We start from the raw sequence: 19,486 nt of genomic DNA, 5'->3' as shown, positions 1-19,486 counted from the left end.
TATTATAGTGAGCGACCACTGAACAAGGTCGCTCACTTTTTGTATATACATATAAACAAGCGTAAGATGAAAGCAAAAATAAAACTAGATATTGTGTCAGATGTGATGTGCCCTTGGTGTATTGTAGGTTACAAACGCCTTGAAAAGGCCATACAAGAACTGGGTATAAAAGACCAAATAGACATTGAATGGCAGCCTTTTGAGTTAAACCCTAATATGCCAAAATCAGGTCAGGATCTACAAGAACATATAATGCAAAAATATGGTTCTTCGCCCGAACAGGTGAAACAAGTACAACAACAGCTAAGCCAATACGGCTCGGAGTTAGGCTTCAACTTTGATTATTTTGAAGGCATGAGAATAGTGAACTCAAGAGAGGCACATATTTTATTGGATTATGCCAGAAAATCGAATCAACAAACTGAATTAAAACTGGCTCTTTTTACAGCATTTTTCAGTGAACAAAAAGACATTTCCAAACGTGAAGTATTGCGCGAAATCATAAATAGCATTGATTTAAATACTGATGAAGCCATGGCCTTATTGGATAAACCAGAAGCGAAAGAAAACATTCAAAATCAAGAGGCTAAATGGCAAGGCATGGGTGTTTCATCTGTACCTACGGTTGTTTTTAATAATACCAGCGCTTTAACTGGAGTTCAACCTATTTATGTGTATAAAAGGGTATTATCCGAGTTATTAAACGAACAAAAAGAGAAAAGCTAGAAATTATTCTTATAAATGGTTTGACCATCCTTATTAGATAAGTTAACAAAGTCAACAGAGCCTGTGCCTGAGAAGTTAAGGTTAAATCCTACTATATCACCTATCCCTTTGTTTACTGTTAGTTCTTTTAGTAAAACATCATTGATAAATACTTTAGCTAAACCGTCCTTAATCTTTATTTTAAATGTCTGCCAATGGTATAAATCAACACCCAAAAATGACAAGTCATTGTTTTTACCCGATAACATTTGGTGTCCCACTTTCATAGAGGCTTTACCTATGCAGCCAGGCATCGTTAACCTAAAGAAGTTCATATTCTCCTTTCCATTGATAACAATATCAATATTCGGACAATTCAAATTCATTATACTATCGCACTTCAACCTGGTTTCAAAGCTATATTCTAGGCTACTGAGCCCTTTAATATCCTGTACGTAAAAATAACTGAGTAACGATTCCTGCGTTACCAGAACGCCATGATTACTTAAATCATTTTCTGAAACACTGATATATCCTTCTGGAAAGATGGATGGTTTACGAATATAAATGGGCGACTCGTCCATATAACCATCTCTGGATAAAACAAGCATACCATCTGTTTGAATCATCACCTCAGTTTGTTTTATTATAGAATCGTTGGCAATTAACTTTGCTTTATGAAAACCAGGGTAAAAATAAGTACTGGTTAAATGTGTTCCTGTAGGCTGTATTTTATCCCTCCTAAATTTATTCCACGACTGCTGAATAAAAAAACTGTCAGCTTTAACCTTGCTTGCCTCATAACTAAATACAACCGTATTGGGCACTCCAACAGAAACGGAGTTTTTACAAGCTAAATTAACATCTTCGGGATGATAGAAAACCTCTTTTGATTGAAAAGAGCCCATCAATAACCAGCAAACAAAACCCACCATTATAAAACTCCCTAAAACAATTGTCCATCGTTTATTAAACCTTGTTTTATCTCTAGGTTGCGCCTTGCTTATTTCTTCAATATTCTGGATAATATGTTTATTCTTATCCTTAAATTCTAACCAACTTTTGTAATCTAAAAACTGGGCAAACACCTCCAAAGTAGAATGATGCGGAATTCCTTCATAATCCTTTTTCCAGATTCGCTTTATGGTAGAAAGGCTTAATTTCACCTTCGTTTTTTCTTCAATTAAATCTATCAAATGAAGATAATCCCTTTGTTTCCACTCATCTGCACTTAACCAATTCAACTTATCCTCAATAAGTTGAACACTATGTTTAACGTAGATTATTTCATGGTTTTTCATGGTGAACGCAATTTGAACCTTAAAAAAACGGAATTAAATCCTAATTCCTACCAAATTCATACTATAATTACTTCATGTTTTTTTCGATGCATCCAGAATGCTTCATTCACAAACTTTATTTTCTCATTAATATGAAAACATCTAGCCTTATTATTTTTAGCCTCTTACTCTTTATTACAAGTATTCATGGTCAAGCTCAAAGTGACTGTACTGATGATTATTCTATCGCCAAAAATATTTCAGACACCACAAAATGGACTTTATTCAATCGTGAAGTAATACATAAAGAAGGAATTCACCTTGATTCAAAAGCAGGAGATGGATTGCTTTATCTCAACGATATTGAATTTAGCAATGGGACCATTGAGCTAGATATAAAAGGTTCTGATGAAAAAGGTAAAAGTTTTGTGGGCATTGCCTTTCACGGAACAAGCGAAGAACAGTATGACGCTATTTATTTTCGCCCATTTAATTTTAAAAATACCGATAGAAACAGTCATTCTATTCAGTTTATCTCGCACCCCGATTACCCTTGGCATAAACTTAGAAACAAATATCCTGGCCAGTACGAAAGTTCACTCAACCCTTCACCAAATCCAAACGCTTGGTTTCACGTCAAGCTTAATATACAATACCCAATCGTTGAAGTAACTGTTGATAAGGAAATAGTCACTTCATTTAAAATAGATGACATCAGCTCACGTCAAAAAGGATGGATAGGTTTTTGGGTAGGGAATTACGCTAAGGGGAGTTTTAAGAATTTGAAGATTAAACCAGCAAAAAAGTAAGACAACAATTAACTAATATGAACCGGCAGCTGAAAGCAATTTTAAATAATAATACCAATCGGACTTTCAGCCCTTTTATGCATTTTGCTCTTCTCCATAGCCCTAAAGGTCTATGCTTTCAACGGCTGCTCTTTCAGAGCCTAAATTAGTTTTGACCGATAAGGTCAAGTGATATCAACATAGGATTTTAACCCTATGAATGTTCAATAACTAATATAGCGCTGAATTGTAAATCGAGGAGGTCAAAGTGCGACCATTTACAAAATAGAACAATTAAATTCCAATAATTGATTCATATAACTAATAAATCCATATTACTATGAAATTTTTAATTACAAGCTGTATCATTCTAGTTGGTGCGGTTTCATGCACCCAAAAAAAAGATTATAAATACTTAGGGCAAACACCTCCTGGTTTTAAAGCTGAGCTTTTTGCTCCTGGAATAGTTTCGTTAGAGGACAGAAACGAATCGATGATTACTTTTTCGCCAGATGGCAAAACATGCTATTTTACACAACATGCCAAAAAGTGGAACTCATGCAGCATTTTAGAAACGGTTTTAAATGATACCATCTGGACCACCCCTCAAAAAGCTTCTTTTTCTAATAATTACTCCATGTGCCCAAGTATTTCATCGGATAACAAACATCTGTATTTAGCCATGGCCAAGGACAGTGGAATGCATGTTTATGAGTTTTCTCGCAACGAGGATAATTCGTGGTCAGAACCCTTAAAGATGAATGATGAGATTAGTTCGTCGAGCGCAGAATATAGTTGTCACCCTTCTAGTTTAGGAAGTATGTTTGTATGCTCATGGCGAGCTGGTGGCGTTGGGGGTTGCGATGGCTGGCGTATTCCATCTGTAAATGGTAAATATCAAAAAGCAGAAAACTTAGGCCTTTTAAATTCGGTTGTTGGAGATTGCGTTTGGGCACCTGGCCCTGATGAAAAATTCCTCATCTTTCAATCGCGTAGACCCGCCACAGGAAGTATTGGAGGCTTTTTTGAAACAGACTTGTATATTACTTTTTCATTGGGAGACGGAGAATGGTCTAACCCCGAAAACTTAGGCCCTGAGGTGAATAGTTCGGCCACAGAAAGTAGTGCCTGGATTACCCACGATGGTAAATACTTATTTTTTGCAAGCAACAGACGAGGCTCCTACGACATATATTGGGTTAGCCTAGAAAATATTCTGAAAAATACACCCAAAGAACCACTCGTTGCCTTTAATCACCTACCTAATGAGCTGGAATTTTACCAAAAATACAAAGATGCAAAGGATAACACTACCACTATTTATTTCAATTTAGAAACAGATTGCCAAGTGAAACTGGATATTTTGGACCGCGCAGGAAATAAGTTAGCTACAGTATTGGATGAGAAAAGAGCTATGGGCCAAAATAGTTTTGTTTGGGAAGGACAAGGTTTTGAAAAAGCTGAATATTTGTGTCAGTTAATTGCATCGGATCCAAGCACAGGAAACATAACCCGAGAATCAACTATCCAAGTTCTCTTAAAATAAATAATTTACCAAATATTTTATTCGTATACTTTAACCTTTAGTCCAAGCTACAGGTTATAGTATACGAAATCTCTCTAAATACATTTCTATTTTTCGCCTCAGCATCTCTCTTCATTCAACGAGCCATATTCTCCAATATAACTGCAACTTACAAGCCAACCCCTATCATTATCCAATTGCAAATGTACCTCATAGTATTTTGCAAATAATCATTATTCCCCCATAATACATTTTCAAAACTAGACCGCTTTCCTACGTTTTTACCCCCGATTAAAACCAGCCATTTTCAATACTTTTATATTCGTTGAAACAGTTCTACGGAATTTATAATCATGCATAAATATGAAAAATAGAAACAACTACTTATCTGGTTTTATTATAGCGCTATTGCTCCTTACCCAGTTTCCCTTACTCGAAGCCAAAAAGAATGAAGCCCCCAGTAAACGTCCCAATATAATTTTAATCAATGCCGATGACTTGGGTTATGCCGACCCTTCTTGTTATGGTGGCAAATTATTTACAACACCTAATATTGATTTATTGGCAGAAGAAGGCGTTCGTTTTACGGATGCTTACGTTTCTGCTCCTGTTTGTTCTCCTAGTCGCCATGGCCTGCTCACGGGAAGTTACCAACAGCGTTTTGGTATTCAGTGGAATCATGATACTTGGAAAATAAAACATCGACAAAACGAACGTGTAGTGCCTATAGACCATAAGCATATAAACCTGGCCTTTTCGGATGCTGGTTATGTAACCGCTATTGCAGGAAAATACAACCTGGAAGGATATCCTGAAACCAGCTTCGACCATGAATTTTCATTAACCTCTGCGGGTTCTAATTATTTTCCAGAAGCAGACGGCCGATATTTAGGCGTAGATGGTGTACCTAAACCAAAAGGCGGTTTTCAGATGATGATGTGGGGACCAGAACGCGAGGGTGATGAGTATTTAACCGACCGCTGTGGACGACAAAGTGTTGAGTTTATTCAAAAAAATAAAGATAAGCCGTTCTTTCTTTACTTGGCTTTTAACGCCGTTCATACACCTCTTCACGCTAAAAAAGAACATCTCCCCAAGGTAAGCCATATTCAATCAGAAGTGATGAAATTATACGCTGCCATGGCCATTTCTATTGATGAAAATGTAGGTAAGATAATTGAAGTATTAGAAAAAGAGAACCTTCGAGAAAATACGATTATTGTATTTGTAAGCGATAACGGTCCTGCTAACTCGGCTCATCTTCGAATTCCAGAATGGTGGCCCAAAGATACACCTTACCACCTACTAGGCCAGTGTGCACCTTTATCAGGATACAAAGGAACCTTGCGAGAAGGAGGCATCCGTATTCCTTACATTATCAGTTGGCCATCGCAATTAGCAAAAGGTAAAGAAATCAATCAGGCTGTAAGCACTTTAGATTTATACCCGACTTTATGTGCTGCTGCCGATGTTAAAACACCTGCCAACACACATTTAGATGGTGTTAATCTGTTGCCGTGGTTACGCGGAAATTATTCAGAGGATCCGCACAAAGCCTTATTTTGGTATGCTAACCGTATGGGTGCAGCCCGTATGGGAAAATGGAAATTTTTGGTAGAAGACAACAGGCATTATTTATTTGATTTGGAAAACGATATCTCTGAAAGTAAAAATGTGATGAAACAAAACCCTGAAGTGATGCAGGAAATATTTGAAGCCTATATTCATTTTAGAAATGAAATGCCAGCATGCCGTAACCCATTTATTCGTCCTATTGATATTAAATCTCCCGATGTAATTGATTTACCCATTATTGAAGCTAAATAATACGATCATGATAAAAAGAATATTTCTATTTTTAAGTTTGGTGCTAGCCACCCAATTAAATGCCCAAAACAAACCCAACATCCTTTGGATTATTACCGACGACCAAAGAGCTGATGCCTTGGCTTGTTTTAACGAAGCTACTACAGGCTCTAAAGAAAGCACTTTAGGCTATGTACTATCTCCAAATATTGATGCCTTTGCCAAAGAAGGTGTTTTATTCTCTAATGCCTATTGCAATTCCCCAGCTTGTGCTCCTTCCAGGGCATCTATGCACACGGGTAAATACCCTCATCATTCGGGTATATATGGTTTTGAGCAAACGCATAATGTAGCGACTCATTACAACCCCTTGGTTCCTGAAGTATTGCGCGAGCAAGGTTACAATACAGCCCGTATGGGAAAAATAGGGGTTCGTGTTTTTGAGTGGGGCCCTGGCTTAACCTGGAACGATCCTAACTTGTACAATGTGGTGGTAGACACTAAAAACAACCTACAAAAAAATGGTTTTACCGATTACTACCCGAATACCATTTACAATAAAAAATTAGGCCCTGGAAAACAAGAAGTTTGGCATTATCCAGATGGATCAAAACTTAGTTATTATACCGATAGAAAAGGAGCCGATTTGACTGAGGAAGATAAAGTTGTTAAAAAGAAGTTTGACCAAGAACAAGATATATTACGAGCGTACACACGTTCGCAAACCAATATGATTTTAGGTGGCGAAAGTCCACAGTCTGCTTCTAAAACTATTGATGCTCGAATTTGTCAATCCTTTCAAAACTATTTAAGTAACGCCAATAAATCCTATACTTCAGTTGATGGAAGAAAATTAGAAGGACCCAAAACATCAGAACCGCAGTTTATTCATTTGGGCCATCACTTCCCCCATTCGCCGGTTTTACCGCCTAAATCATTCAGAGATAGGTTTAAGGGCAAGGTGTATAACATTCCTGAATTTGATAAATCGGAATTGGAAAAATTACCCAAGCAACTACAAAGCTTATATAGTAAAATGAAAGTAGATGCTATGAATTACGATGAGAAACAACAGCTCATCCGCGATTATTATGCATTTTGTGCCTTTGGCGATTCATTAATTGGAGAAAGTATTAAGGCCTTTAAAAACTACTGCCAAAGCAATCAGCAAGAATACTTGATTATATTGGCTTGTGGCGATCATGGTTGGCACTTGGGCGAAAATGGTATCAGTGCTAAGTTTGGCCCTTACGATAAATCAAATCACACTACCGTCATTGCTGTTTCTTCGGATAAAAAGAAGTTTCCTGAAGGAAAAGTAGTGGATGATTATGTAGAGTTTGTTGACTTTGCACCTACCTTTTTTGCAGCTGCTAATATGGATATCTCCAATCAGGCCTATGCGTATTTAGATGGCTTTAACTTAGCTGATATCATCAGTGGAAAACAAAAACCTAGAGCTTATGTACTTGGAGAAATGAACCATGTATATGGCGGCAGAGCTTATATACGCTCTAAGGATTTTGCCTTTTCTATGAGAGTTAGAGAAAGTAACGCTAAGCCATCGGTAAAAACCATGGGTAAGGATATTAAATGGGCCATGGAAACAACACCCGAAAAAGCTGAGATGGCCTTATATGATTTAAGAGTAGATGCCAACGAACAGACTAATGTGGCTTATAAAAAAGAGTACAAAGCTTTGGCCGAGTTCCTCAGAAAAAAATTAGGTAATATTGTTTTAGGCGATGGCAGAGTGGAATGTGACTGGAAAAAAGAAAATGAATGGACACGAAGCGAATTTGCTCTTGGTGCTGATGACAAAACACTGAAAATACCAACGAAGATTATTCCGAAAAAATAATGTTTTAAATAAAATTCTAAAAAGGCCCTGACTAGTGATTAATTAGTCAGGGCTTTCTGTTTATAGGCAAATTAATAAGATATTAATTAATAATTGTGCATTTTTTAAGCTTAACGATAACAAAAATAACCTTTGTAGATTTTTTGTATAGTGAAAAATATCGAACTTGGAGATATACACGCCTACTTTTGAAAATTAGAATTAGCTTGTATTAAATATTAAATCATGAAAATAAAAATCTTACTTCTATTGGCTATCGTTTCTATAAATGCCTATTCCAATAGACCCTCAAAAAATGAAAAAGCACCCAATGTTATTCTAATACTTACCGACGACCAGGGAATTGGAGAATTAGCTTGTCATGGAAATCCTTGGATTAAAACGCCTAACATTGATAAGTTTTATAAAGATGCGGTTAGAATGACCGACTTTCATGTAAGTCCGGTTTGTACGCCTACCAGAGGAGCTATTATGACCGGCCGTTATCCGATAAACAATGGTGCATGGGCTACTTACAAAGGACGAGATGCCTTATCGGAAGATGCGCCAACAATGGCCAACGTATTTAAACAAAACGGCTATAAAACGGCTATTTTTGGTAAATGGCATTTGGGCGATAACTATCCCGTAAGGCCCGATGATTGTGGCTTTGAACATGTGGTTCGACATTTAGCTGGTGGCGTGGGCGAGCTATCCGATTATTGGGGAAACAATTATTTTGATGATGTTTATTTGGTAAACAATAAGCCCACTCAGTTTAAAGGATACTGCACCGATATTTGGTTTCAGGAAGCGATGAACTACATTTCGGATGCAAAAGATGAAGCTAAACCATTTTTTATTTACTTACCTACCAATGCACCACACGGTCCGTTATATGTAGATGAAAAATATGCCAAGCCATACAAACATTTAGTGGGAGACAAAATAGTGAGTGCCGAGTTTTATGGTATGATTACCAATATTGATGAAAATTTTGGCAAACTAGAGGCCTTTTTAAAAAAGAATAAAATTGCCGACAACACTATTTTAATTTACATGACCGATAATGGAAGCTCCTATGGAGTGAGTAAAGACGGAAAAGTTGGTTATAATATGGGACTGCGTGGTAGTAAAGGTTATCGCACAGAAGGTGGCCACCGCGTTCCTTTCTTTATTCGTTGGAAAGATGGCAAAGTAAAAGGAGGCCGTGATATAGCTGAAGCTACTGCACATGTAGATTTAATTCCTACCCTGGCCAGTTTGTGCCAACTGAATATTCCGGAAAGCATGAAGCTAGACGGTCTTGATTTTTCTCCTCTCCTGTTAAAGAAAACAGAAAAATTACCCAAGCGTAACATTTATGTACATAGCAGACAAGATTGGCGCCCTCCGATGGATGTTAATCAAACCTGTATTGTTAACAACAAATGGCGATTAGTAAACGGCAACGAATATTATAATATTGAAACGGATAGAATGCAGTTGAATAACCTGGCTAGTCAACACCCCACTCAAGTTCAAGAATTATTACAAGACAACGATGATTTTTTAAAAGTAAGCAAGGCCAATCCGGAATACAATGAGTTACCCTTAAACATTATTGGTAACCCTAAACAAAACCCGATTAACCTCACTATTCAGCATGCCATTGGCGAAGGGCGCGGCATTTGGAAAAGCGAGCAGGTTGCAGCAGGAATGAAAAATGTAAATAACACCCACGCACTTAAAGTGGATAGAGCCGGACAATATACCATTTCATGCAGAAGATGGCCGATAGAATGCCCTGGTAAAATATGGGGTGTACCAGCACAGAATCCTAAAGATTGGTTTACGTATAAAACGATTCAACCCCAAAAGGTGCGTATTAAAATTGCCAATCAAATCCTTGAAAAAGACATCAAAGAAGAAGATGTAGAAGTAACTTTTAATGTCTTTCTGGAAAAAGGTAAAACACTATTAGTAAACGATTTTATTGAAGGTAAAAAGCAATACGGTGTGTATTATACCTATATCACTTACAATGGTGAATAGTGATGAGTTTACACATTTGATAGAAACCGAGAAACATAAATATTAGATAAATAATCCTAATACGAATATAAAACATGATGAAAAAAATTCTAACGTTAATCCTATTCACCATACTCTTGCCTCTAAGTGCTCAAAAACCTGTAGTTTGGGTTATTAGTGATGGTGGTGAAAACATCAACGATCCTGATGATATTTCTGCCATTGCCAGTTACCTGCTGATGTCTAATAATTTTGATACCCGCGCTATTGTAATGGCGAGCACATCGCATCATTGGAATAAGGATACGCCCGACCAAGGTAAATGGGCACAGGAAACTTACGGCAAGGCATACGCTGCCGATTTGCCCAACTTAAATAAATACATCGGTGGATACCAAAAAGAAATTCGTTTTATGGAATCATCGGTAAAAGGCCAGGGCGAAAATTTTAGATGGGATAAATCCTACGATTTAAAGAACTACCCAAGCATTTTAGCTTTATATAAAGAGCTGGATAAAAGCAACGAAATCATCAACGTATTATGTTTTGGGCCACTAACGGAACAGGCTATTTTAGTCAGCTATTGTGTAGCACATAACAGGACTGATATTTTGAATAAAATTCGTTTTATCAGCCATTGGACGAGTTCTAACTTTCATGTGGGAACCATTAAAAATCCAGAACATACGCACAACTGTTTTGGCGATCCTATTGCCTGCGATTACATTAAAAAAATGGCTTTAAATGGTCGCTTTAAGTTTTACGAATGCGGAGGCATTGGCCAGTATGGTATTGTGGAGCAGGCACAAAAAGGAAAAGCTTATTACGATCTGTTTACCGAGAGCCAGCTGGGAACCATATTCCGCAATGGTAAATTCAATAAAAACCGTGTTGACGATTCAGACTGTGCAACCTATTGGGCACTATTGGGTAACTACGGCGTTTCATTAAACGACATGGCCGACAACGGACTAAACTACCCCGAAGTTGAACAGCGTAACGAAGCAGCTTTTGCGCTTCATGCCAAAGAAATGCGCAACGAATTATTACGCCGATCTAATGCTGCTGCAGGATACGACCCAAGCGCCATCAAGGTAGATATTATGGTGCCTGAACATGGTATGGCCGATCCGCATGCCTGGGTCGAAAATGATACCTTATGGTTTATTTGTGGTCACGATAAAAGTTGGGAACCGCAAGGATCTTTCCCTATGGATAGATGGGAAATATGGTCGTCATCCGATTTACGCACCTTTAAATACCACAACAGTATTCATCCTAAAGACCTGTATATTGGGGATAAACCCAACTGCTGGGCTGGCGATATTACCAAGCGAAATGGAAAATACTATTGGTTTTTCTCCAACAGAAATATTAATACAGGTGTAGCAATCGCGGATAGGATTAATGGAGAGTATAAAGATTTACTTGGCAAACCTTTACTACCTAAAGATATTGTTCCTGAACATCCATACGATCCTGAAATTTTTGAGGCTGAAGATGGTCAATACCATATTATTTTTGGTGTGGGTAAATATTATATGAGCACTTTAGCCGAAGATATGAAGAGTTTAGAATCGGAACCTAAACTAGTTCCTATTCAATACGAAGACGGCAAGGAGTTTAGATCGGAAGATAAACCTACTTTATTTAAGCGGAAGGAAAAGTACTACTTGGTATTTGGTGCTCGTTATGCTATGTCGGATGATTTATATGGCCCTTATACCTTTAAGGGAGCTTTTTTAAGCGGTGGACATACCAGCTTTTTCGATTGGCACGGACAAAAGTATGTATTGCAGGAAAACCACGATATATGTGCGTTCTTTAGAGGAGCCAGCTTAAAGCCGGTATTCTTTAACCCAGATGGAACTATCCGTATTCCTAAAAGCGATAGTTGGTATCCAGGACCTGGCCGTCCGTTTAAATTTGACAATAGCACCATGGGCTGGAAAGCGCTAAGAGGATCCAATGTATATATGAACAATGGTGTTTTAGCAGGTAAAATTACAGAACCCAAAGCGCTTATTCAGAGTGCTCCTTGGTTGTTTACCAATACCGAAGGTCTGTCGAAAATAACCATTAAAATACGTAATAACAGTTATGCAAATCATTTAAAATTGGCGGTTTACTCCAGAAATATGGATGGCGATTTTTGGAGAAATGCCACAGATCCTGTTGATTGGAGCACCCAAGAATGGATTAGTGTTCCTATTTCTTCCAACGATACGGAATATCAAACCTACACCATCTCTTTATCCAAGTTTAAGCAGGTGAACGAAAAGCTAATGCAAATAGCAATTCAACCAGCCGTAAATACCTATAACGGCACCTGGGAAATAGATGAAGTAATAGTGGAGTAAAGGCTCAGTTATAACAGTTGAAACTGAACATAAGATTAATTGATAAGTAAGAGACAGGTTTTATTTTAAATCCTGTCTCTATTTTTATTTGACCTTTGGCCTTTATAATCCTAAAACCTCTAGACCCTTTGTGCAGCTCATTACCATTGTACCTTTATACCCATGGATATTTGAACCCTTTTTGTATAAAAAAAACATCTATGATTTTATAATCACTTTTGTTCCATAATTTCCCTTCTCTGTTTTAAATAACAAATAATAAATTCCTGAAGTAAAAGCACTCACATCAATACCATCTTTTATTTGAGAAGCATCAAGTTCTTTTAATATCGCGCCATTAATACTATATAACACCACTGTTCCACCGTTAAAATTACCTATATTAATAGTGTCAGTTGCTGGATTTGGATAAATATTTACGCCGTATATCTTTTTAATATCTTCTATACTAGCAGGAGGATTTTTAAGGTCAAAACGTCGTATGTACATCCACGATCCATATGTACCTCCCCAGTTTAAAACATGACTCACACCCCAAGAAACTCCAGACACTGGAGAATTATTAGATGTTTCTGATCTATACAAACCTGCAGCTTCAGGATAGGTAGAGTTACGCGGATTTTTTAAAGGAAAATCAACTTTACCCATGATTTCAAAATTTATACCATCCGAAGAATATTGTGTTGTACCGTATTCAGGTCCATCTTGGTGTAACATAATACCCAAGCCTTCTCCAGAATGCCAAACACAAACTTCATGTCCAGTATTTGTAATAGGGTTATAGGCTGACTTAACATACGGTCCGGTAACATTATCCGCAATAGCAACACCCCATTTAACTTGTTTATTACTCGTTCCCCAAATTTGAGTATCGTAACTACAAACGGCTGATTCATTACCTTCACCTTTGTAATACATATAAAATTTACCTTTAAAATAAATAATACATGGGTCGTGTACCGTATTTTTATCAAATGCTACTGATTGTTCAGATGATGGAGAAAGGATAGGGTCCTCCAGTTTAGTCCAAGGTCCATCTGCTGAGCTTGAATAAGCCATAGCAACGGTATTATTGCTATTTAGGTTTTCTTCAGTATCTGAAGCTTGATAAACTAGATAAAATATATTATCGTGGTAAAAAACTTCAGTAGTAAAAGCTGACCTGTGGTCGTATGAACCTTCTGGTCCGCGTGCAACCGCTACACCTTGTTCCGTCCAATGATAACCATCTGTTGAGGTAGCAAAATACAAGTCGTTTAAATCCCATGCCGATACCTTACCGACTCCGTTAGTTAAACTATAAGAATACCAGACATAGTATTTACCATTTACTTTTAATACTGAACTTGGATCACGTCTTGTATAATAATCATTCGGAGCTAAATCACCGGTTAAATCTCTTACCTCAAATTCTAAATTCCAATCTGGATTATCTGTTGGAATATCAACATCACAATTACCGCTTGATTGATGCGCTTCTAACCTTAATGTAGCTGCGCTTTTTGTTTGAGAGAGCACAACTGTTGTAACAAATAACAATGTAGCTATTGTAAATATTTTGTATTTCATTTTTTAAAATTTAAGGTTTTTACAAACTACACCACAATAGGCAACTTTAATTCTTACCTCATCTGATTTAGGATCCTGCTTTTCTGCTGGCTCTGCAGAAAATGTTTTATTTCCGTTATAGAAAGTAGCTCTCATTGATATAATTATTTGTTACACGGTATCTCACAGAAATTAATCCATGCAGGTTTTATACTTATACTATAAGAGATGTAATTTTGAAATAATGAATTTTAATACAACATGATGAACAGCCCTTATTATAATTCTTGAAAACAAAAATAATTGGAGAGAGGTGCAATATTAGGGGGTGTTTTGATAAAAGAAGCAGGGGAAAAAATATAGTTATCAAACACCCTCTATAAGTCTTTCAGGTATTTTTTTTTACGCACCTTAATTCTGATTATATCACTTGCAGTATTTTGTAAACGCGCCACTCAATTTTCATAATTCTCGTAAAGGCCTGAATCATTTCGTCCAGGAATTTCCTTCTTCATATTAAATGTAATTTGAAACCAAAATTCCACTATAAGTGATGCGCTACCAATTCAACGGCTTTGTTGTGAGTTATTGACTTTAAAAGGTTCTAGGTAATTTATTATATGTAGGCTATTCTATTTTTCAATTTTAATCTTTTTACTATTTTCATGTCTAAACTCCATTAAAGCATTAAGTTCACTTTCAATTTTCTTTTCCCATTGGTCATAAACTTCAATCTTTCTGCCCCCATTACTTTCATTCTGAAACTGGGCTCGTTCTTCGGTAAGTTCTTTTGTTATTTGACTATTTATTTCTTCAACAATTTGAATTCCTTGCGTAATTTTCTTTCTATTAACGAGTAATTGTTTCCTGAATTTTCTCGCATATACTTCTGAGAGGTCGAATAATATTTGTTGAAACCGAATGAAATTTTGCTTGTCAGTCGCATTTTTGTTTAACCAGGAAGCATTCATATACATTATGTTTTCAACTTTCTTATTGAAGTTTTTAGTCATAAAATCTAAACCCGTTACAGAGTAATTCATAGAAAACTGAGCGAAACAGGGATTTGAATCTGAAGACTCAATATCAAGTTGAAAATCTGATTCTGTTAACCTGTCTGTTGAACTCCAAATTTTCTCATATTTATTATTCGATTGTCCATTTACAGCATAGCTAAAAGACAGCCCAATCATTAGTATTACAAATGTTATATTATTCATTTTCCTTTTTTTCAAGTTTATATGTGACGATAAATTGGATATGCTGCCGTGCTATTATCTAATACTATTTAAATATACTTCCAACATGGTATATCCATCCGATGAAACTTTATTTCTATCATCAGGATTTAACTTATCCATGTTATTTTTATCCTCCCATTTGTCAGGCATGCCGTCATGGTCTGTATCTTTTGGAGCAGGCATACTTTTTAGTTGAGGCCACCCACCCACATCATGTTGTGTATCAATAATTCCACATACAACCTTAGCATCAGAAACTTCATGCTGCCTTTTGTAACTTTCTCCCTCGTAGAATTGCTGAGTCGATGAATTAAAAATTACAGTAAAGAGGATTAGGCCTGTTAATATTGTTTTTCTCATTACATTAGTTTTAGGTATTGTAGAATGCTTCATACATCTTTAATATGGCAGGGGTTAAGTAATTAGACCAGAAATATAACGATGCCAATAGAGAGAAAACAATAAAAAAGCTCTCCGCCCTATGCGAAACATTCCTCTGTCCCTTTAATTTTTATACCTTTTTCGCCCCTTTCTTATAAGCTCTTAAGCTTTCTAATAAAACCGAAGTAAGAATAAGCGAACCTCCAATTATAGAACTCATATCAGGATATTCATTTAAAAAGAAAATACCCACCAGAATTCCGTAGATAGGCTGAGAACTGCTCATAATACTGGCCGATGCCACCGAGAAGTTATTGAAAGTATATAAAAACAAGGTATGCCCAATAGCGGTAGTTACCAAAGCCAACGCAATTAAAGGCGCTAACTGGCCTGCGATAATTTGGATATCGAACACAGCATAAAAGGGCAAAAGACAAATGGCAATTACGGCTAACTGGTACATCATAACAATGGAGCCGTTATAATTACTCACTTTATTTTTGGTGATGATATTACGCAATGAATACAGCAGTGCCGATAATACCCCCATGCCAATGGCCTTAAAATAGTCATTTTCAAAATCGAATTCGGGCACTAAAAAGTACACGCCCAACAGTACCAAAGCACCTAATAATATCTGTATTTTCTGAAATCGAGTTTTCAGAATCAGCGGTTCCAGAAAGGAAGTAATAACGGGGAAGGTAAACATAGAAAGCATTCCGATAGCCACGTTTGAAAGTCGCAAAGCATAAAAATAGGTGAGCCAATGCAACCCCATCAACAGACCGCTTAAAGCTAATATTCCTCTATCCTTCTTTTCTATACGAAGATTAAAACCTTTCCACTTACAAAATAAAAAAAGCAATATACCCGCTATTAATGCTCTGATGCCAATGGTAATGGTTACTGGCATATCAATATAACGCCCCAAAGGACCCGAAGTACTGATGAGAAGAACTGCAATATTGAGTTCAATCAGGTTTTTTATATTCGTATTTTTAGTCATGCTAGCACCATTTTTTCAGGATCAAAAATAGCATTTTATATGGTTTGCGTGGTGAAGGGTATGAATTTATACTTTGAGTCCTTCAGACTCCTAGTTTTTATTGATTTTTTCCCAGTGCTTCGCACTGGACTATTGCATTAAGACCTTTGGCCATTAAACCCCATCAATACGCATCCTCATGATAACGCTGCTCTTTTAACAGCTTACCCATGCTGGTGGCATTTGAACTGAGCATGGCCGATAAGGTGCTTTTTACTTCTGTAGCCATATCAATAGAACCACATACGTAAATGTGCGCATCCTGTTGTAGCCAGTTGCTTATTTCTCCCTTATAATTGGGCAATATATCTTGTACATGCAGCCTTTTATCTCCATCACGAGAAAATACAACATCTAGGTTTTTCAGGGTATTATCCAGTTTATAAGCAGCCAACTCTTTTTCGTACAAATAATCGCTTTGGCTGTTTTTATCACCCCAAATCAACCAGCATTTATTTTTAATATTACGATGTTTATAGTTCTGCAAAAAAGCCATGATTGGTGCTATTCCTGTTCCCACCCCAATCATAATAATAGGCTTTATACTTTCAGGAAGTCTGAATTCTAGGTTTGAATAATGCTTGAACGACAAAGCGCTTCCTTCCTTTAATTTCTCGGTTATCTGGATGGAACCAGCACCTTCGTGTTGACTATTATTAAATAAAAAGCGAATGGCCTTAACGGTGAGATGAATTTCGTTGGGATGCGCATCGGTACATGAAGCAACAGAATAAAATCGACTTTTAATGCGTGGTAATACTTGTTTTATCTGATATGTTTCTAGCTCAGTAGGAAAATCATTTAACAGGTCGATAAAATTAGCCTTTGAAAAATATTCCTTGGCTTTTATTTTATCATCCATCATGGCTTTTAACTTTTTATCCGCAGTAAGCAACTGATATTGTGAGGCCGTTTTTCTGGTTAAGGAAGTCAACTCTACTTCTTTTTTTAAATACGGATATAAGTCGGGTTGCAACTCATCGCCCAACTTCATATATAAGTCTTGTACAATCCAATCAGGGTTTTCAGGCTTAATTTCAATGGAGTCGCCAGGCTTAATTTCATTGATTGGCTCATCCGATTTTATAACCAGATGATAACACGGTTTATCCGATGTCTTTGACAAGCGTTCTACCCGATGAACCCTTGCTCTGTACTCCTGCGCGATATCCATATGCATATCCGCTAAGTGGCTATTTTCTGAATGCTTTGGTAAAAGCGCCTGTGTAACTGTTTTGATCCATTCTGAAGCATACTCTCCAAAATCAGCATCACAATGTACCGAAGGAACAAAGGCTTTAGCCTCAAGTTGGGTCAGCTTGGATTCTAACAATTTACCTGCCTCACAAAAGTGCTCGTAAGAAGAATCGCCCAATGCACAAATGGCATACTCTAGATGCCCTAGCTGCGATGCTTCTTTATCCAAGTAATTGAAAAAAGCATTCGCCGAAGAAGGAGGAACACCTTCCCCATCGGTACTCATCACCACCATTAACTTACTCAACACCGTCAGTTGACTCAAATCCATCTGCGCCATATTCTCGCATCTAACCTGAATATGATGTTTTTGTAGATAATGCTGTGCCTTTTGTGCTACTAGCTTTGAATTACCCGATTTGGTAGCGTACACAATCAACCAATTCTTTTGAATAGTACCTGCTTGCCCTTTGCTGTTTGCTTTACCTTGCCTAGGCAATTTAAACTTAGTCTGGGCTTTTTGTCGCCTATACCACAACAACGTACCGGTTACAGGCAAGGAAGTGGCTATTAAACAAGCTATAAAATACAATATAAGACTTGGCCATCCCAAAATTTCACCTGTATGCAAAGGCAGCGACAAAGCAATAAACTGCTCACTAAGACTTTTATCTTTAAATAACTCCAGGTGTTTAAGCTCCCCTTTTTTGTTTAATTCCACCACATCCGGTAGTAAAGCTCTTAAAAAATTTTCGCGGTTAATCTTACTTACTTTTATCCAATTATTTTCTGAATCAGGTAGGTTTATGGTAGTGATAGCTGAGTAAGGAAGTAGCTCGTTACAAACCAATACTATGCTATCTAAAGATAAAACATGCTGATTTAACTCCTTTGTCTCATCCTCCTTTTGCTCGATTATTTTGGCCAATGAGGCAGCAAACGAAGCGGATAATTCATCATTGACTTCTGTATTATCATCTGATGACCCCTGCGATATTACAGGACTTCCTCCCATACTTACAATAAGCGCACTTTTTACCCACGGGAATGCCACATACAAACCCATTACTGAAATCAATAATAAAATAGGGATGGAATAAAAGCCCAATACATTATGTAAGTCTAGTATAAATCGAGAAGTCCCTTCTTTTCTTTTAATCCATAAAGCTCTTTTTATGGCTTTCCACCTTTGAGGCAACCATAATATAAAGCCAGAAAGCAGCATAAATACAAATATTAAAATGGAATACCCTACCAATGTGCGCCCAATATTACTTAGCAGCAAATTTTTATGTAAGGATAATACCACATTAAAAAAGCCGCTTAATACAGTGTTCCTTCCACCTAACGATTCTCCTGTATATGGGTTTATATATAAAAAACCGGAACTAGTTCCCTCTATATCTTTATAATAAAGCTCTATACTTCTGTTTTTGGCATCATAATAGGTAAGACTGGTCATTTCAAGTCCTTGTTGCTCTAATTTATCGGCTATAACATTCAGAGGTAAACGCTCTTGTTCCTGAGCTTTTACAAATACCTTATTGTAATTGATGCCATTTTCAATTTGTGTACGAAAGGTATATAATGCGCCCGTTAGGCAAACCATAAAAATGACGATACCTGCAAACAGACCAAGATATAAATGCAGTTTACTTATTATTCTTTTAAACACTAAGAAAGGATTTATTTGAAGAATTATTACTAATAATTAGCTACTGTTATAGGAAGTTATTAAAGTAGAATCCAAAGAATTT

At 36.9% G+C, this 19,486-nt stretch carries 14 protein-coding genes; 7 read left to right on the top strand and 7 right to left on the bottom strand.

Going from position 1 to position 19,486, the window contains the following annotated elements; genetic code table 11:
* The first annotated feature begins 66 nt into the window (after positions 1 to 66).
* Positions 67 to 726, top strand: coding sequence for a DsbA family oxidoreductase (locus A8L32_RS13935; RefSeq protein ID WP_066631383.1), 660 nt, complete (start codon positions 67 to 69; stop codon positions 724 to 726).
* Here the strand turns inward: A8L32_RS13935 and A8L32_RS13930 are convergent.
* Entirely contained in the window at positions 723 to 2,006 is a 1,284-nt protein-coding gene (locus A8L32_RS13930) for a hypothetical protein (RefSeq protein ID WP_066631382.1), read from the bottom strand. The genes A8L32_RS13935 and A8L32_RS13930 overlap by 4 nt on opposite strands.
* A 131-nt stretch (positions 2,007 to 2,137) precedes the next feature.
* On the opposite strand from A8L32_RS13930, the gene A8L32_RS13925 reads away from it, so the two are divergent.
* The 6 genes from A8L32_RS13925 to A8L32_RS13900 all read left to right on the top strand — a co-directional run bounded on the left by A8L32_RS13925 (position 2,138) and on the right by A8L32_RS13900 (position 12,317).
* Positions 2,138 to 2,794 (top strand): family 16 glycoside hydrolase, encoded by a 657-nt coding sequence (locus A8L32_RS13925; protein WP_066631380.1) that lies wholly within the window; start codon positions 2,138 to 2,140, stop codon positions 2,792 to 2,794.
* 319 nt (positions 2,795 to 3,113) lie between these two features.
* Complete coding sequence (locus A8L32_RS13920) at positions 3,114 to 4,319, top strand: TolB-like translocation protein (RefSeq protein ID WP_066631378.1); 1,206 nt, start codon at positions 3,114 to 3,116, stop codon at positions 4,317 to 4,319.
* A gap of 342 nt (positions 4,320 to 4,661) precedes the next feature.
* The gene (locus A8L32_RS13915; protein ID WP_066631376.1) at positions 4,662 to 6,125 is read left to right on the top strand and encodes a sulfatase-like hydrolase/transferase; all 1,464 of its coding nucleotides are present in this window, start codon (positions 4,662 to 4,664) and stop codon (positions 6,123 to 6,125) included.
* A 7-nt stretch (positions 6,126 to 6,132) separates the two neighbouring features.
* Positions 6,133 to 7,965 (top strand): sulfatase-like hydrolase/transferase, encoded by a 1,833-nt coding sequence (locus A8L32_RS13910; protein WP_066631571.1) that lies wholly within the window; start codon positions 6,133 to 6,135, stop codon positions 7,963 to 7,965.
* Between the two features lie 225 nt (positions 7,966 to 8,190).
* Positions 8,191 to 9,978 carry an arylsulfatase gene (locus A8L32_RS13905; protein WP_066631373.1) on the top strand — a complete coding sequence of 596 codons (1,788 nt, stop codon included), beginning with the start codon at positions 8,191 to 8,193 and terminating at the stop codon, positions 9,976 to 9,978.
* A 74-nt stretch (positions 9,979 to 10,052) separates the two neighbouring features.
* Positions 10,053 to 12,317 carry a family 43 glycosylhydrolase gene (locus tag A8L32_RS13900; RefSeq protein ID WP_066631371.1) on the top strand — a complete coding sequence of 755 codons (2,265 nt, stop codon included), beginning with the start codon at positions 10,053 to 10,055 and terminating at the stop codon, positions 12,315 to 12,317.
* Positions 12,318 to 12,515: 198 nt separating this feature from the next.
* Here the strand turns inward: A8L32_RS13900 and A8L32_RS13895 are convergent, their stop codons facing one another.
* From A8L32_RS13895 to A8L32_RS13875, 6 genes are all read right to left on the bottom strand, one after another.
* Positions 12,516 to 13,886, bottom strand: a complete 1,371-nt coding sequence (locus A8L32_RS13895; protein WP_066631369.1) for a T9SS type A sorting domain-containing protein — start codon at positions 13,884 to 13,886, stop codon at positions 12,516 to 12,518.
* A 3-nt stretch (positions 13,887 to 13,889) separates the two neighbouring features.
* A complete protein-coding gene (locus A8L32_RS23785) occupies positions 13,890 to 14,021 on the bottom strand; it encodes a hypothetical protein (RefSeq protein WP_262495119.1) in 132 nt (43 codons plus the stop codon).
* Between the two features lie 476 nt (positions 14,022 to 14,497).
* Positions 14,498 to 15,085, bottom strand: coding sequence for a hypothetical protein (locus A8L32_RS13890; RefSeq protein WP_066631364.1), 588 nt, complete (start codon positions 15,083 to 15,085; stop codon positions 14,498 to 14,500).
* A 54-nt stretch (positions 15,086 to 15,139) separates the two neighbouring features.
* Positions 15,140 to 15,466 (bottom strand): hypothetical protein, encoded by a 327-nt coding sequence (locus A8L32_RS13885; protein WP_143525105.1) that lies wholly within the window; start codon positions 15,464 to 15,466, stop codon positions 15,140 to 15,142.
* A 151-nt stretch (positions 15,467 to 15,617) separates the two neighbouring features.
* The gene (locus A8L32_RS13880) at positions 15,618 to 16,493 is read right to left on the bottom strand and encodes a DMT family transporter (RefSeq protein WP_066631360.1); all 876 of its coding nucleotides are present in this window, start codon (positions 16,491 to 16,493) and stop codon (positions 15,618 to 15,620) included.
* Positions 16,494 to 16,656: 163 nt separating this feature from the next.
* Positions 16,657 to 19,404 carry a sulfite reductase flavoprotein subunit alpha gene (locus tag A8L32_RS13875; RefSeq protein ID WP_071797475.1) on the bottom strand — a complete coding sequence of 916 codons (2,748 nt, stop codon included), beginning with the start codon at positions 19,402 to 19,404 and terminating at the stop codon, positions 16,657 to 16,659.
* Positions 19,405 to 19,486 lie beyond the last annotated feature (82 nt).

The organism is Labilibacter marinus, from assembly GCF_001659685.2.
Classification (GTDB): domain Bacteria; phylum Bacteroidota; class Bacteroidia; order Bacteroidales; family Marinilabiliaceae; genus Saccharicrinis; species Saccharicrinis marinus.
The sequence above is the reverse complement of the archived record's forward strand: the minus strand, read 5'-3'. Positions and strand labels throughout refer to the sequence as shown.

Excerpts from the sequence above, each read along its gene's own strand:
- A8L32_RS13915 (WP_066631376.1), top strand. The coding sequence starts at position 4,662 with ATGAAAAATAGAAACAACTACTTATCTGGTTTTATTATAGCGCTATTG.
- A8L32_RS13925 (WP_066631380.1), top strand. The coding sequence starts at position 2,138 with ATGAAAACATCTAGCCTTATTATTTTTAGCCTCTTACTCTTTATTACA.
- A8L32_RS13890 (WP_066631364.1), bottom strand. The coding sequence starts at position 15,085 with ATGAATAATATAACATTTGTAATACTAATGATTGGGCTGTCTTTTAGC.
- A8L32_RS13905 (WP_066631373.1), top strand. The coding sequence starts at position 8,191 with ATGAAAATAAAAATCTTACTTCTATTGGCTATCGTTTCTATAAATGCC.
- A8L32_RS13900 (WP_066631371.1), top strand. The coding sequence starts at position 10,053 with ATGATGAAAAAAATTCTAACGTTAATCCTATTCACCATACTCTTGCCT.
- A8L32_RS13935 (WP_066631383.1), top strand. The coding sequence starts at position 67 with ATGAAAGCAAAAATAAAACTAGATATTGTGTCAGATGTGATGTGCCCT.
- A8L32_RS23785 (WP_262495119.1), bottom strand. The coding sequence starts at position 14,021 with ATGAGAGCTACTTTCTATAACGGAAATAAAACATTTTCTGCAGAGCCA.
- A8L32_RS13920 (WP_066631378.1), top strand. The coding sequence starts at position 3,114 with ATGAAATTTTTAATTACAAGCTGTATCATTCTAGTTGGTGCGGTTTCA.
- A8L32_RS13895 (WP_066631369.1), bottom strand. The coding sequence starts at position 13,886 with ATGAAATACAAAATATTTACAATAGCTACATTGTTATTTGTTACAACA.
- A8L32_RS13880 (WP_066631360.1), bottom strand. The coding sequence starts at position 16,493 with ATGACTAAAAATACGAATATAAAAAACCTGATTGAACTCAATATTGCA.
- A8L32_RS13930 (WP_066631382.1), bottom strand. The coding sequence starts at position 2,006 with ATGAAAAACCATGAAATAATCTACGTTAAACATAGTGTTCAACTTATT.
- A8L32_RS13885 (WP_143525105.1), bottom strand. The coding sequence starts at position 15,466 with ATGAGAAAAACAATATTAACAGGCCTAATCCTCTTTACTGTAATTTTT.
- A8L32_RS13910 (WP_066631571.1), top strand. The coding sequence starts at position 6,133 with ATGATAAAAAGAATATTTCTATTTTTAAGTTTGGTGCTAGCCACCCAA.